Raw genomic sequence first — 13,252 nt, 5'->3', positions numbered from 1 at the left:
TACCACGTGTGCGGGGGAGCCCAGCCCGCCGGCGGGGCCCCGGCCCAGCCGGAGTAAGGGTTCCACGCGTTCCCGAACCCCTGGTGCGCGCCCTGGGGGAGGGCGGTGCGCGGACCCGGGGGCGGGCCCTGGAGACGCGGGGTGTCCTGCCTGCCCTGGAACGCCTGGGCCCCGTGGGCCGCTGGAGGCCATGGGTACGCCTGGGTTCCCCCAGGTGCCGCCCGGGGTTCCCACGGCCCCTGGACCTGCTGCGTTGCCTCAGGTGATGCGTGTGTCCCCTGCACTGTTCGAGGCCGCTGGAAAGCTTGGGTCCCGTGGGTTTCCCCCGCTGCCTCGGACGACGTTCTGGTCTCCTGGAGAGCGTGGGCGCCTGGGGACTCTGGGGCGGGTGGATCCCGGTGTCCGAAGGGACGGGGGGCGTCCGGCCTCCCGGGAAACCCTGGGACGCCTGAGGAGCCGCCCACGGGTGACCGCCCGGGTACTGGGGGCGGGACGCCGTCATGTGCGGCGGGGCGGTGGGGGGAGTGGGGGTCCGTGGGGAGCTGGCTCGGGGGTGGGGCCGGTGGGGTTCGGGGGTGGCAGGGTTGGGTGGGCGGTGTCTCCCGGCCCGGGTGATCGAGGCAGGGGTTCCTCGTTCCCGGGTCGGTCACCGCCGGGTGGGTGCTCCACGGGGTCCGTCCTCGCTCTCGTGCCGACACGCGCTGGAGATAGCCGGATCCGCGGGGGCGAATCCGGCATGTAAGGCGAACATCCAGTATGAGGCCTAATCGGGTGCACTGACGGCCGTGGGTGCGGTGCTCTCCGGCGGCTCGTACCTCACCCCCAAGCCCGTCAACACGGTGTGAAGCTCGGACTCGAAGAGTGGTTCCATGTCGTCCATCACGACGCTCATCTGGTCGAAGACCTCCATGCACACCACCCCGTAGAGCCGTACCCAGCACGAGCTGAGCACCATGACCGCCTCCACCGGGATGTGCGGTGCGGAGAAACCGCAGTTCTCAGCGAAGGAGCGCAGCTCGCGGGCGAGTTCGGGAGTGAGGTGTGAGCTGTCCGGCAGGGCGAAGCGGCGCTCGGCCAGCAGCCGGTCGAAGAGGGTGTAGAAGGTCGCGGCGAAGCGCCGGGCGGCCTCGATCGCCGGGGCGGTGTCCGCGTTCGGATCCACGTGGGGTCGCGGCCCGAACATGGTCGCGAACTCGCTCCGGTGGCCGACCGCCCAGGTCCGGAAGGCGCGCAGCGACGTGCGGATGCGTCGGTCGGTGTCCTCGTCGGGGACGCTGGCGTCGGCCGCGGCCACGGCGGCGCCGAGTTCGTCGAACATCTCAACCGTGATCGCGACGAGCAGGGCGTCGATCCCCGACACGTAGCGGTACAGGCCGGGCGCGGTCATGCCCATCTCGCGGGCGATGGCGCGCAGGGAGACCCCGGAGGGGCCGTGTTCGACGAGGTGCCGTCGGGCGATCGCCTTGATCTCCGAGAGTGTGGCTTCGCGCACACGTTCCCGGCGGCTCAGTCCGACCTGCTCCACCTGCCCTCGGGCGACCTGCGGTTGCGTCATGGGTTGCGCTACACCCCGTCTCCGGCGCCAGCTCGCTGGCGCTGTGGTGCTCGTCGGCGATATTGACATCGTAACGGGTGCACGCTTTAGTGAACACCGTTAGCAAACGCCGTTCACCACCAAGAGCATTCACTGAGAGGGCGACGCATGCCGACACACGCTGGCCTGTTCGGCCGTCTGGGGCTGGCCGTCCACCGCCGGCGGTGGTGGACGCTGGTGGCCACCGGTCTCTTCACCCTCTTCGCCGTCGTCTGGGGATCGGGGGTCTTCTCCGACGTCAGCGAGAGCGGCTTCGAGGATCCGCACGCGGAGTCCACCCGCGCCACCGAACTGATCCAGGAGGAGCTGGGCCACGACGACGTCGACGTCGTGGCGGTCTTCCGCAGTGACGAGACGCAGGTGACCAACCCGACCTTCGCCGCGGCCGTGCGGCGCGTCACCGACGACCTTCCCGGGGAGCTGGTCACGTCCTACGACGTCTACCTGGACGAGAGCCTCAGCGACGTCGAACGCGGCATACTCGTCTCCGAGGACCAGCACGCCACCTACGTGCCGGTGACCCTGAGCGGGCAGACGCACGCCGACCGTCTGCACCAGTTCGAGGAGGTCGCCGAGATCCTGGAGGCCGGGCCTCTGGAGACACACCTGGGCGGGCCCATCAGCGTGGAGAACGAACTGTCGGCGACAGCCGAGAGCGACATCGTGCGCGCCGAGCTGTTCACCCTTCCGGTGCTGCTGTTCCTGCTCGTCCTCATCTTCGGCGGGGTCGTGGCGGGCCTGGTCCCGCTCAGCGTCGGAGGCCTGGCCATCCTCGGCTCCCTCACCTTGCTGCGCGCCCTGACGCAGGTGACCGAGGTGTCGGTGTTCGCGGTCAACGTCGCCACCATCCTCGGCCTGGGCCTGGCGATCGACTACGGACTGTTCATGGTCAGCCGCTTCCGGGAGGAACTGGACCGCGGCAACTCCGTCGCCCACGCGATCAGCCGTACGGTGGACACCGCCGGGCGGACCGTCGCCTTCTCCGGAGTCACTGTCGGCATCGCCTTCGCGGGTCTGCTGTTCTTCCCCCAGCCCATCCTGAAGTCGATCGGCTGGGGCGGGATCGCCGTCGTCGTGTTCGACCTCCTCGCGGCCCTGGTGTTCCTGCCCGCGCTGCTGTCGGTGGTGGGGAGGCGGATCGACCGGCTGCGACTGCCCTGCGACGCGCACCGTCGCCAGCGCGGTCCACGACGGCGCCGGGGCGTGGGCCCGCCTGGCCCGCACGGTGATGCGGGGCCCGGCGGTGTCCCTGGTCGCCGTCGGCGGCGTGCTGTTGTTCCTCAGCTCCGGCCTGTCCGCCGCCCAGCTGGGCGCCACGGACCAGCGGTACCTGCCCGAGGACGCCGCCAGCCGGATCGCCGCGCAGGCGCTGGAGGAGGACTTTCCCGCTGGCGGGATGGGACGCCTGCACATCGCCGTCACCGGGGACGTCGCGGAGGAGGATCTCGACGAGTACGCCATGCGCCTGGAGGAACTGTCATCGCTCGTGGAGCTCTCCCAGGTCGAGCGAGCCGGTGACCGAGTCGCGCACGTGCTGGTCGCCTACGAGGGGGAGATCGACGATCCGGAGACCGCCGATCTGGTCCGCCAGATCCGGGGCGAGCCCCTGCCCGAGGGCGCCGAGGAGGCCCTCGTGGGCGGCGTGGCGGCGCGGCAGTTGGACAACGTGGCGGCGATCGTCGACGCCGTCCCCACGACCGTGGCGTTCGTCGCCGGCGCGACCGTGCTGCTGCTCTTCCTCGCCTTCGGCTCCGTGGTGCTGCCGGTCAAGGCCGTGCTCATGGGCGCCCTGTCGCTCGGGGCCTCCCTGGGCATGGTGGTCCTGGCCTTCCAGGAAGGGGTGCTCGGAGGGTTGCTCGGCTTCGACGCGGTCGGCACCATCGACCCGACCTACCTGGTGCTCATCACCGTCGTGTCGTTCGGCCTGGCGATGGACTACGAGCTGTTCCTGCTCAGCCGGGTGCGCGAGGAATACCTGCGGACCGGGGACAGCACCCACGCGGTCGCGACGGGGCTCCAGCGGACCGCTCGGATCATCACGAGCGCCGCGCTGCTGCTCGTCGTCGTCCTCGTGGCCATGGGCGCCTCGGGGCTGTTGTTCCTGAAGATCATCGGAGTGGGCCTGGCCATGGCCGTGGTCGTGGACGCCACGCTGGTACGGGCGGTGATGGTGCCGGCGACCATGCGGCTGCTCGGCGACCTCAACTGGTGGCTGCCGCGACCGCTGCGCTGGTTGCACGAGCGCGTGGGCATCTCCGAGGGCGGGGCGGAGGAGGACACCCCGCCGGGGGCCGCCCCCACCGCCCCGCGGGCCGTCCGCACCCTGGAGCGCCTCTAGGACGCGTTCCCCCGTCAGGGCTTCCACGGCATGGGCGTTCTGGCGGGCTCCTCCTGCGGGGGTGCCCGCGCGGGGCGCCGGGCCCGTGGGCCGCTACTCGGCGAAGAGTTGGTCGACGGTGCTGACGTCCGGGGCGCGGTCGGCCCACGCTTCGAGCTGTTCGACATCGTCGCAGCCGGTGATACGTGCGCGTGCGTCCTCGGTCACCTCGACGCCGAGAGCGGTCAGGACGCGCAGAAGCATCCTGGCCTCGCCCTCCGCCCTGAGGCTGTCCACCCAGGGGCTGTGGTAGTCGAACGTGTTCGCCATCATGAGCGCCTCCAGGGCTTGCTGTCCGTCGGTGTCGGCGAGCAGGTGCAGCGAATAACCAATGTACTTCGCCGCCTTCTCCGGGTCGATTTTGTCCAAACCGCTGTTCAGGGCGTCCAGGACGCCCGCCTTCCTGGCCCCGTGCGCCGCCGCCGAGAGGACCCCCAGCGCGGGGGAGGCGGCGACGGTGGCCGGGTCGGTGACCACCGGAATGTCCTTGGGCCCGATCACGAGCGGGCGCAGCACGAACCCGGGATGACCGAGTTCGATGGGTCCGGCGTAGTCATCGGCCACGGACTGGCGTGGACAGATGACCAGCAGGGCGACCGGACACTCGTGTCGGGACCGCAGGCACGCCAGGTACTCGGGCCAGGTGAAGCGCTTGCGTTCGGACGGGTCGCGCTGCACCTCCACGATGACGCCCATGAGGGAGTCGTGGAGGCCCTTGGGGCCCTCGCCGCGCAGCAGGATGGCGACGTCGGACCGGCGCTCGACCGGGTCGACGTGCCCGAGGTCGCAGGACGTGATCTCACTGCGTTCGTATTCCGGGACGCGCACGTCGCGCTCGCGCAGGAACTCGACCGCCATGTCGGGGGACTCGGCGAACAGTTCGGCGTAGATCTGGTGTTCAGGGGTGATTGCCACACGTCAGACATTACACAGGGTTACTTGTCAGTATGAACGCGTAGCTGAATTGTTCGGGATCTCGGAATCGTGGCTGTCGGACACGAGGACCGGGCCCGGCGCCCCCGAGGGGAGCCGGGCCCGGTCCGTCCAGGGTCCTACGGCCGTCAGAGCGCCTTGAGCGCGCCCTCGTGGAACGGCCTGCCGTTCACGGCCTCGGACACACCGGAGCGGTCGAGGTACGGCGTGATGCCGCCGGTGTGGAACGGCCAACCCGCGCCCGTGATCAGGCACAGGTCGATGTCGGCGGGCTCGGCCACGACGCCCTCGTCCAGCATGACGCGGACCTCGCGGGCCAGCGCACGCAGGGCCCGGTCCAGGATCGCGCTCTCCTCGGACGGGTTGGTCCCGCCGCTGAGCAGAGCCTTCACCTCCGGGTCGATGCTGAAGTCCGGTGCGAAGATCTGCGTCTTGCCGGCCTTGACCACCTCGGCCAGCTGCGGGGACACCGCGAAGCGCTCCGGGAAGGCCTCGTGCAGCGTCTCGGACACGTGCAGCGCCACCGCCGGACCCACCAGCTGGAGCAGCATCAGCGGCGACATCGGCAGCCCCAGGGGGGAGACCGCGCGGTCGGCGACCTCGGGCTCGGTGCCCTCCTCCACGGCCGCCAGGACCTCGCCCATGAACAGGGTGAGCAGGCGGTTGACGACGAACGCCGGGGCGTCCTTGCACAGCACCGCGGTCTTCTTCAGCTGCTTGGCCGTGGCGAAGGCCGTGGCCAGTGCGGCGTCGTCGGTCTTCTCGCCGCGGATGATCTCCAGCAGCGGCAGGACGGCGACCGGGTTGAAGAAGTGGAAGCCCACGACCCGTTCGGGGTGCTGGAGCCTGGACGCCATCTCGGTGACCGACAGCGAGGAGGTGTTCGTGGCCAGGACGGCCTCCGGGGAGACCACGGCCTCCACCTCGGCGAACACCTGCTGCTTGATCTCCATCTTCTCGAAGACGGCCTCGATCACGAAGTCCGCGTCGGCGAAGGCGTCCTTGGTCAGCGAACCGGTGACCAGGCCCTTGAGGCGGTTGGCCTTGTCCTGGCTGACACGGCCCTTGCCCAGCAGCTTGTCGACCTCGCCGTGGACGTAGGCCACGCCCTTGTCCAAGCGCTCCTGGTCCAGGTCGGTCATGACGACCGGCACGTCCAGGCGGCGGGCGAACAACAGGGCCAGCTGCCCGGCCATCAGACCGGCGCCCACGACACCGACCTTGGTGACCTTGCGCGCCAGCTGCTTGTCCGGGGCGCCCGCGGGCCGCTTGGCGCGCTTTTGCACCAGGTCGAACGCGTACAGGCCCGACTTGAGCTGGTCGCTCATGATCAGGTCGGCGAGTGCGTCGTCCTCGGCGGCGAAGCCCTCGTCACGCGTGCGGTTCTTGGCCTCGGCGACCAGCTCGACCGCTCGGGCCGGGGCCGGGGCGGCGCCGTGCAGTTTGCCCTCGACGGTGAACCGGGCCATGTTGACCGCGTTGTCCCAGGCCTCGCCCTTGTCGACCTCGGGGCGCTCGACCGTGATGTCGCCCTTGACGACCTTTGCTGCCCAGCGCAGCGACTCCTCGACGAAGTCGCGGGCTCGAAGAGCGCGTCGGCGATGCCCATCTCGAAGACCTGCTTGCCCTTGATCATCTTGTTCTGGGCGAGCGGGTTGTCGACGATCAGCTTCAGGGCCTTCTCGGCGCCGATCAGGTGGGGCAGCAGGTAGGTTCCGCCCCAGCCCGGGACGAGGCCCAGGAAGGCCTCGGGCAGCGCGAACGCCGGGACGCCCGAGGAGACGGTGCGGTAGGTGCAGTGCAGCGCGACTTCGACGCCGCCCCCCATGGCGGCACCGTTGACCAGAGCGAACGTCGGCACGTCCAGTTCGCCGAGCTTGCGGAACACGTCGTGCCCGAGCTTGCCGATGGCGTGCGCCTGCTCGCGGTCCTGGACCGCGGGTACGCCGGTCAGGTCGGCGCCCACCGCGAAGATGAACGGCTTGCCGGTGACGGCGACGGCCACGATGTCGGTCCGCGCCCTGGCGGCCTCGATCGCCTCGTCCAGGCTGAGCAGACCGCCAGGGCCGAAGGTGTTCGGCTTGGTGTGGTCATGCCCGTTGTCCAGGGTGATCAGGACCGCGGTGCCCGCCCCGTAGGGGAGCTGGACGTCACGGGCGATCGCCTGGGTGACGACCTCGGAGCCGAAGAGTTCTCGCATAGAACTGTGACGCGAAGCGTCTCCGTTGAGGGTGGTGGTGGGTGACGGGTGGGACTGCTCGATGGCCATTCTTACTTGCCCCCCTCGTAGTTGGTGTTCTCCCACAGGATCGTCCCGCCCATGCCCAGGCCGACGCACATGGTGGTCAGGCCGTAGCGGACGTCGGGGCGTTCGGCGAACTGGCGCGCGAGCTGCATCATCAGACGCACGCCAGAGGAGGCCAGCGGGTGGCCGACGGCGATCGCTCCGCCCCAGGGGTTGACGCGGGCGTCGTCGTCGCTGAGGCCGAAGTGCTCCAGGAAGGCGAGCACCTGGACGGCGAAGGCCTCGTTGATCTCGATGATGCCGATGTCGTCGATCGAGATGCCCTGGCGCGCGAACAGCTTCTCCGTGGCCGGGACCGGGCCGACGCCCATGACGGCGGGGTCGACGCCGGCGAAGGAGAAGTCGACCAGGCGCATACGGGCGTCCAGGCCGAGTTCGGCGGCGACGTCCTCGGCGGCGAGCAGCGCGCCGGTCGCGCCGTCGTTGAGACCGGCGGCGTTACCGGGGGTCACGTTGCCGTGGGCGCGGAACGGGGTCTTGAGGCCGGCGAGCGACTCCATGGTCGTGCCGGGCCGCGGGGGCTCGTCCTCGGTGGCCAGGCCCCAGCCCTTCTCCAGGGAGCGGACGACCATCTCGACGAGGTCCTGCTGGATCTTGCCGTCGGCGTAGGCCTTGGCGACCTTCTCCTGGCTGCGCACCGCGTAGGCGTCGGCGCGCTCCTTGGTGATGGTCGGGTAGCGGTCGTGCAGGTTCTCCGCGGTGTTCCCCATGACCAGGGCCGACGGGTCGACCAGCTTCTCGGAGAGGAAGCGCGGGTTGGGGTCGACGCCCTCACCCATGGGGTGGCGGCCCATGTGCTCGACGCCGCCGGCGATCACCACGTCGTAGGCGCCGAAGGAGATCCCCGCGCCGGAGGTGGTGACGGCCGTCAGCGCGCCGGCGCACATGCGGTCGACGGCGTAGCCGGGGACGCTCTGCGGCAGCCCGGCCAGGATGGCGGCGCTGCGGCCGATGGTCAGGCCCTGGTCGCCGATCTGGGTGGTGGCGGCGATGGCGACCTCGTCGACGCGCTCCGGCGGCAGACCCGGGTTGCGGCGCAGCAGTTCGCGGATGACGCGGACGACCATGTCGTCGGCACGCGTCTGCGCGTAGAGACCCTTGCCAGACTTGCCGAACGGGGTACGGACCCCGTCGACGAACACGACGTCGCGTGCGGTTCGCGGCACGATGGGCCCTCCTTCTCAGGCGGTGGAACGGATTTGTCACCCTCATGCTACTCGCCAGTAACAAATAACGCGAGCGATGGCGGCGCCCACCTCGAACGGATTGTCGTAAGGGTCCACCGGCGGGCGGGGACGGGCTCGGAAACATGGCGAAGGGGCGCGCGGACCGGATCCGCGCGCCCCTCCGCCATCGAACTCAGAGCAGGGCGTCCGCCTCGCGGGGACGGCCCGCGGCGTTGTACGCGCCCGCGAGGTCGCGCCGCAGCCGCATCGTCAGCCGCCGCACCTCCGGGTCGCCCGACGAGTTCAGCGCCACGCGGTAGGCGTCGCGCAGCACCTCGACCGCCTCGTCCGGGCGGCCCGCCTGCGTGACGTCCGGCCGAGCCGGTGGTGCACGCCGAGCGTCTCCAGGTGGCCCTTGCCCAGGCGGCGGCGACGGGCCAGCAGCACCGTGCGCAGTTGCCCGATGGCGTCCTCGCAGTGGCCCGCCAGGCTCAGCGCCGTGCTCAGCCCCAACCGGAGCTCCTCACGCCGCTCGGTGGTGGCCACGTCCGCGATCGCCCGCTCGTAGTGGGCGATCGCGGCGTCCAGTCGGCCGTCGCGCCGGTAGCAGGCGGCCAGGTGGCTGCGCGCCTCCACGGTGTCCTCGTCGGCGGGGCCGAACTGCTCCTCGCGCTCGCGCAGCAGGATCTCCCACTGGACGGCGGCCTCGGCGGGCTGTCCCGCGTCCTCCAGCGCCCAGGCCAGGTTCTCGCGGATGATCTCGGTGCGCGGGTGCTCGTCTCCGTGCACCGATACGGCCTCGCCCAGAGCCAGCTGGAACTGCTGCACGGCCGCATGACGCCGACCCATCTGCGCGTACTTGGTCGCGAGGTTGTTGCGAGCGGTGATGGTGTCCGGGTGTTCCGTGCCGTGCCGCTCCACCAGCGACTGAAGGGTGCGCTCCAGCGACGCCGCGCGCTTTCCCCCGGACTGTGCGGCCGGGGCCTGGGCCGGGGCGGCGGTTCGAGCCGGGGCGGCGGACCTCACGGTGGCCCGGTCGGGGTCGGCGGCCCGCGGGACCGGTCGGCGCGGCAGCGGCTCGGCGGTCTCCGTGGCGGAGTCCTCGGCCGGGCCCACCACGCGCACGTACTCACCCGCGGTGTCCTCGAACGGGCCCGTGGGAGCGGGCACGGCGGTATACGCCGGGCGCGTCCTGTCCGCTCGGGACAGGCCGGTTTCGCGCAGAAGCGCACGCCAGAACGCCAGCAGACTCACCACATCTCCCTGATCGCCTCCCGCGGCGGACACCGCCGCGGAACGTCGCCTTCGTCAATCGCCCCCGGTGCTCGAGGCACATTTCCATAACATAATCGGACACGCGGCGCGAGAACAGGCGTGAACCGCCCCCCATGCCAGGTGAGTTCGGTCACGTTGGGGTTAAGTGGGTGAAGCGGGGGTAAAAGTCAGCCCTTTTCGGCTCCCAACAGGGCCGTGGCCAGGGCTTCCGCGGTCAGACCCACCTGCCAGTCCCGTGCGCCGCGCTCGCGCAGGAACGCGGCCACCGAGTCGGCGTCCACCGACCGCGGCGGCGCCCACGCCAAGCGCCGGACGGTGTCCGGCAGGAGCAGGTTCTCCGTCGGCATCACCACGTCCTCGGCGATCCCCGTGACGGTCGCGCGCGCCGCCTCCAGACGCCGAGCGGCCTCCGGGGCCCGGTCCGACCACCGGTTCACCGGGGGCGGCCCGTCGCCCGGCGCGTTGGGCCGGGGGAGTTCGGTCTGGGGCATGTCCCGCGCCCGGTTGACGGCCCTGATCCACGTACTGAGGTAGCGCCGCGCCAGTTTGATCCCGAACTGCCGTATCCCGGTCAGTTCGCCGGACGTGCGCGGCATCGCGGCCGCGGCCTCCACGATCGCGGCGTCCGGCAGCACCCGACCGGGCGAGACGTCCCGCTCCTGGGCGATGCGGTCCCGCTCATACCACAGCTCGCGCACCGCGGCCAAGGAGCGCTGGTTGCGCACCCGGTGGATGCCAGACGTCCGACGCCACGGATCCGGCCGCGGTTCCTTCGGCGGTGTCGCGAGCACGGCCGCGAACTCCTCGTGAGCCCACTCCAGCTTGCCGGTCTCGACCAGCTCCTCCTCCAGCGCGTCCCGCAGCTCGATGAGGATCTCCACGTCCAGGGCGGCATAGCGCAGCCAGTCCTCGGGCAGCGGCCGCTGGGACCAGTCCACGGCGGAGTGCTCCTTGGCGAGGCGCACGTTCAGCAAGCGCTCGACCATGAACCCCAACCCCACGCGCTGATACCCGAGCAGGCGCCCGGCGAGCTCGGTGTCGAACAGCCTCCGCGGGCGCAGGTGGACCTCCGACAGGCACGGCAGGTCCTGGTGGGCCGCGTGCAGGACCACCTCGGCCCCGTCCAGCGCCGCGTCGAGCGCGCTCAGGTCCGGGCAGGCGATCGGGTCGATCAGCGCCGAACCAGAACCCTCCCGGCGCAGCTGGACCAGGTACGCGCGCTGACCGTACCGGTACCCGGAGGCGCGTTCGGCGTCCACCGCCACCGGGCCAGTCCCCGCGGACACGGCCGCGACCACACCGGCGAGCGTGTCGTCGTCGGAGGTGACGTCGGGCAGCCCCTCGCGCGGCTCCCGCAGCAGAGGCGCCTTCTCAGCGTCGTCGTTTCCTGGTTCGCGGGATTCTGTCTTGGAGTTCAACGCGTTCGCCACACCACTACGGTATGCGCTGTGGCCACCGGACGCGGAACGAGGACCGGGTCCCACCGGCCTGGGACGACCCCGGTCCGGCTCAGGACCGGGAGCGCTGCCGGGCTATGTCGGCGACGTCCAGCGGAGGCAGCCCCGAGGCCGACGCGAGCAGCGTCAACCAGGCGTTGACGTGGGCGGACAGTTGCTCGGAATCGGGCGTCCAGGAGGCGCGCATCTCGACCTCCGTGGTGGCGCCCTCGGCGGACTTCGTGCCGAACCCCTCCGTCGTGGCCCGCGTGACCGTGCCGCTGAGCGTGTGGTGGGCGGCCCCGTGCGCGTCCAACGCGTCGGTGAGCCAGCTCCAGGCGACCGGCCCGAGCAGGGGATCGGCGGCGATCTCCGACTCCAGTTCGGAGTTGACCTGGCACACCACCCGGAACGGCCCGGGCCAGTCGCGGGTGCCTCGGGGTCGAACAGGACGATGAGCCGCCCCCAGGCGATCTCCTCGCCCTGGACGGTCACCTCGGCCGACACGGCGGCCGAGTGGGGGGCCAGCCGTTGGGGGGCGGGGATCTCCCGCACGGCGATCTCCGGGCGCACGGAGGGGCCGTGCAGCGCCTCGACCGCTCGCCGGAACGTCTCGTGCGCGTTCTCGGCGCTACCGACATCAGGCATGGTGGAAACGTCAGCCTTCATCTTGTGGTGATCACGTCCCGGAGGCCGTGCGGGCATAGCCAGCCGACCGACACCGGGGTGCGGGCCAGTTGATGGGAACGGAACCGACCGTGGCACGAGTCACCTTCGTCAGTACGGAGTTCGCGCGGCGTGTCGGTGTTTTGTGATGATCTTGGAACCGTTCGCGCCGCCCGGCGCACCGGACTTGCGTGCCAGCCCGGGTCACGGTCCGGTGATCCGAACGAGAGCACCGGAGCCGGCATGGCACGATCAAGGTGTGACGCTTCAAGACTCTCCCTTCCTCCGCGCCTGCCGAGGGCTGCCCGTGTCCCACACTCCGGTGTGGTTCATGCGCCAGGCCGGGCGCTCCCTGCCCGAGTACCGCCAGGTCCGCGCTGACGTGCCCATGCTCGAAGCGTGCTCGCGCCCGGACCTGATCACCGAGATCACGATGCAGCCGGTCAGACGCCACGGCGTCGACGCCGCGATCTTCTTCAGCGACATCGTCGTCCCGCTCCGGGCCGTCGGCATCGACCTCGACATCAAGCCGGGCGTCGGTCCCGTCGTCGCCGACCCGATCCGCGACGCGCCCGGGCTCAAGCGGCTCCGCGACGTCGAGCCCGGTGACCTCCCCTACGTGACCGAGGCGGTCGGCCAACTCGTCGGCGAACTGGGCGACACGCCGCTCATCGGTTTCGCGGGCGCCCCGTTCACGTTGGCCTCCTACCTCATCGAGGGCGGCCCCTCCAAGAACCACGAGCACACCAAGGCGCTCATGTACGGGGAACCCGAGCTCTGGGACGAGCTCATGCGCCGTCTGGCCGCGATCACCCTGGGCTTCCTGCGCGCCCAGGTGGAGGCGGGCGCCAGCGCCGTGCAGCTGTTCGACTCCTGGGTCGGCGCCCTCAGCGCCGAGGACTACCGCTCCTGCGTTCTGCCCTACACCTCGTGGATCTTCGGCCAGCTCGCCGAGTACGAGGTGCCGCGCATCCACTTCGGCGTGGGCACCGGAGAGCTGCTCGGCCTCCTCGGTGAGGCCGGGGCCGACGTCGTCGGCGTCGACTGGCGCGTGCCGCTGGACGAGGCGGTCCGCCGTGTGGGGCCCGGCAGGGCCCTCCAGGGCAACCTGGACCCGGCGACCTTGTTCGCTCCGTGGGAGGTCGTCGCCGGGCGGACCCGGGACATCCTGTCCCGCGGACGGGCCGCCGAGGGCCACGTGTTCAACCTCGGGCACGGGGTCCTGCCGAGCACCGACCCGGACATGCTGACGCGTCTGACCGCCTACGTGCACGAGCAGACCGCCCGCTGACCGCGGGGCCGTCCGACGCGGGGTCAGCCCGCTCGGGCTGACCCCGCCTCGGCTCCTCCCAGCGAGTGTGCCGTGGACGCCGCCCTTCGCGCGGCAGGGTAGGTGTCCGAGGTACTAGGTCCTGTCTGGAGTTCGAATTATGGACGCGGTGCGATGCTGCGGAGCCAGAGCATCGCACCGCATAGGTGCAGCCCGGCCTCGTAGCTCTC

Annotated in this window: 5 protein-coding genes and 4 pseudogenes; 2 read left to right on the top strand and 7 right to left on the bottom strand. The window is 71.0% G+C overall.

Translation table 11 applies throughout. The features are described from left to right. Positions 1-763: 763 nt before the first annotated feature. Positions 764-1,555, bottom strand: a complete 792-nt coding sequence (locus BJF83_RS11485) for a TetR/AcrR family transcriptional regulator (RefSeq protein ID WP_075926274.1) — start codon at positions 1,553-1,555, stop codon at positions 764-766. Positions 1,556-1,702: 147 nt separating this feature from the next. Between BJF83_RS11485 and BJF83_RS11480 the strand changes: the two are divergent. After that, positions 1,703-3,932 (top strand): annotated as a pseudogene (locus BJF83_RS11480) (MMPL family transporter). A 93-nt stretch (positions 3,933-4,025) separates the two neighbouring features. Here BJF83_RS11480 and BJF83_RS11475 read toward each other — a convergent pair. The 6 genes and pseudogenes from BJF83_RS11475 to BJF83_RS11450 all read right to left on the bottom strand — a co-directional run bounded on the left by BJF83_RS11475 (position 4,026) and on the right by BJF83_RS11450 (position 11,734). Then, a complete protein-coding gene (locus BJF83_RS11475) occupies positions 4,026-4,886 on the bottom strand; it encodes a hypothetical protein (RefSeq protein WP_262391473.1) in 861 nt (286 codons plus the stop codon). Between the two features lie 146 nt (positions 4,887-5,032). Further along, positions 5,033-7,104, bottom strand: a pseudogene (locus tag BJF83_RS11470) (3-hydroxyacyl-CoA dehydrogenase NAD-binding domain-containing protein). A gap of 71 nt (positions 7,105-7,175) precedes the next feature. Beyond that, entirely contained in the window at positions 7,176-8,375 is a 1,200-nt protein-coding gene (locus tag BJF83_RS11465; protein ID WP_075926273.1) for an acetyl-CoA C-acyltransferase, read from the bottom strand. A 193-nt stretch (positions 8,376-8,568) separates the two neighbouring features. Continuing rightward, a pseudogene (locus tag BJF83_RS11460) lies at positions 8,569-9,623 on the bottom strand (tetratricopeptide repeat protein). 194 nt (positions 9,624-9,817) lie between these two features. Continuing rightward, positions 9,818-11,080 (bottom strand): ribonuclease D, encoded by a 1,263-nt coding sequence (locus tag BJF83_RS11455; protein WP_262391472.1) that lies wholly within the window; start codon positions 11,078-11,080, stop codon positions 9,818-9,820. Positions 11,081-11,159: 79 nt separating this feature from the next. Next, positions 11,160-11,734: pseudogene (locus BJF83_RS11450) on the bottom strand (DUF3000 domain-containing protein). 340 nt (positions 11,735-12,074) lie between these two features. Between BJF83_RS11450 and hemE the strand changes: the two are divergent. Then, complete coding sequence (gene hemE, locus BJF83_RS11445; RefSeq protein ID WP_394329326.1) at positions 12,075-13,043, top strand: uroporphyrinogen decarboxylase; 969 nt, start codon at positions 12,075-12,077, stop codon at positions 13,041-13,043. Positions 13,044-13,252 lie beyond the last annotated feature (209 nt).

Origin of the sequence: Nocardiopsis sp. CNR-923 (assembly GCF_001942255.1) — a bacterium.
In the GTDB taxonomy this organism is placed as follows: Bacteria; Actinomycetota; Actinomycetes; order Streptosporangiales; family Streptosporangiaceae; genus Nocardiopsis.
This window is presented reverse-complemented; position numbering and strand designations above follow the sequence as displayed.

Coding starts and splice junctions, on each gene's coding strand:
- BJF83_RS11485 (WP_075926274.1), bottom strand. CDS start 1,555: ATGACGCAACCGCAGGTCGCCCGAGGGCAGGTGGAGCAGGTCGGACTG.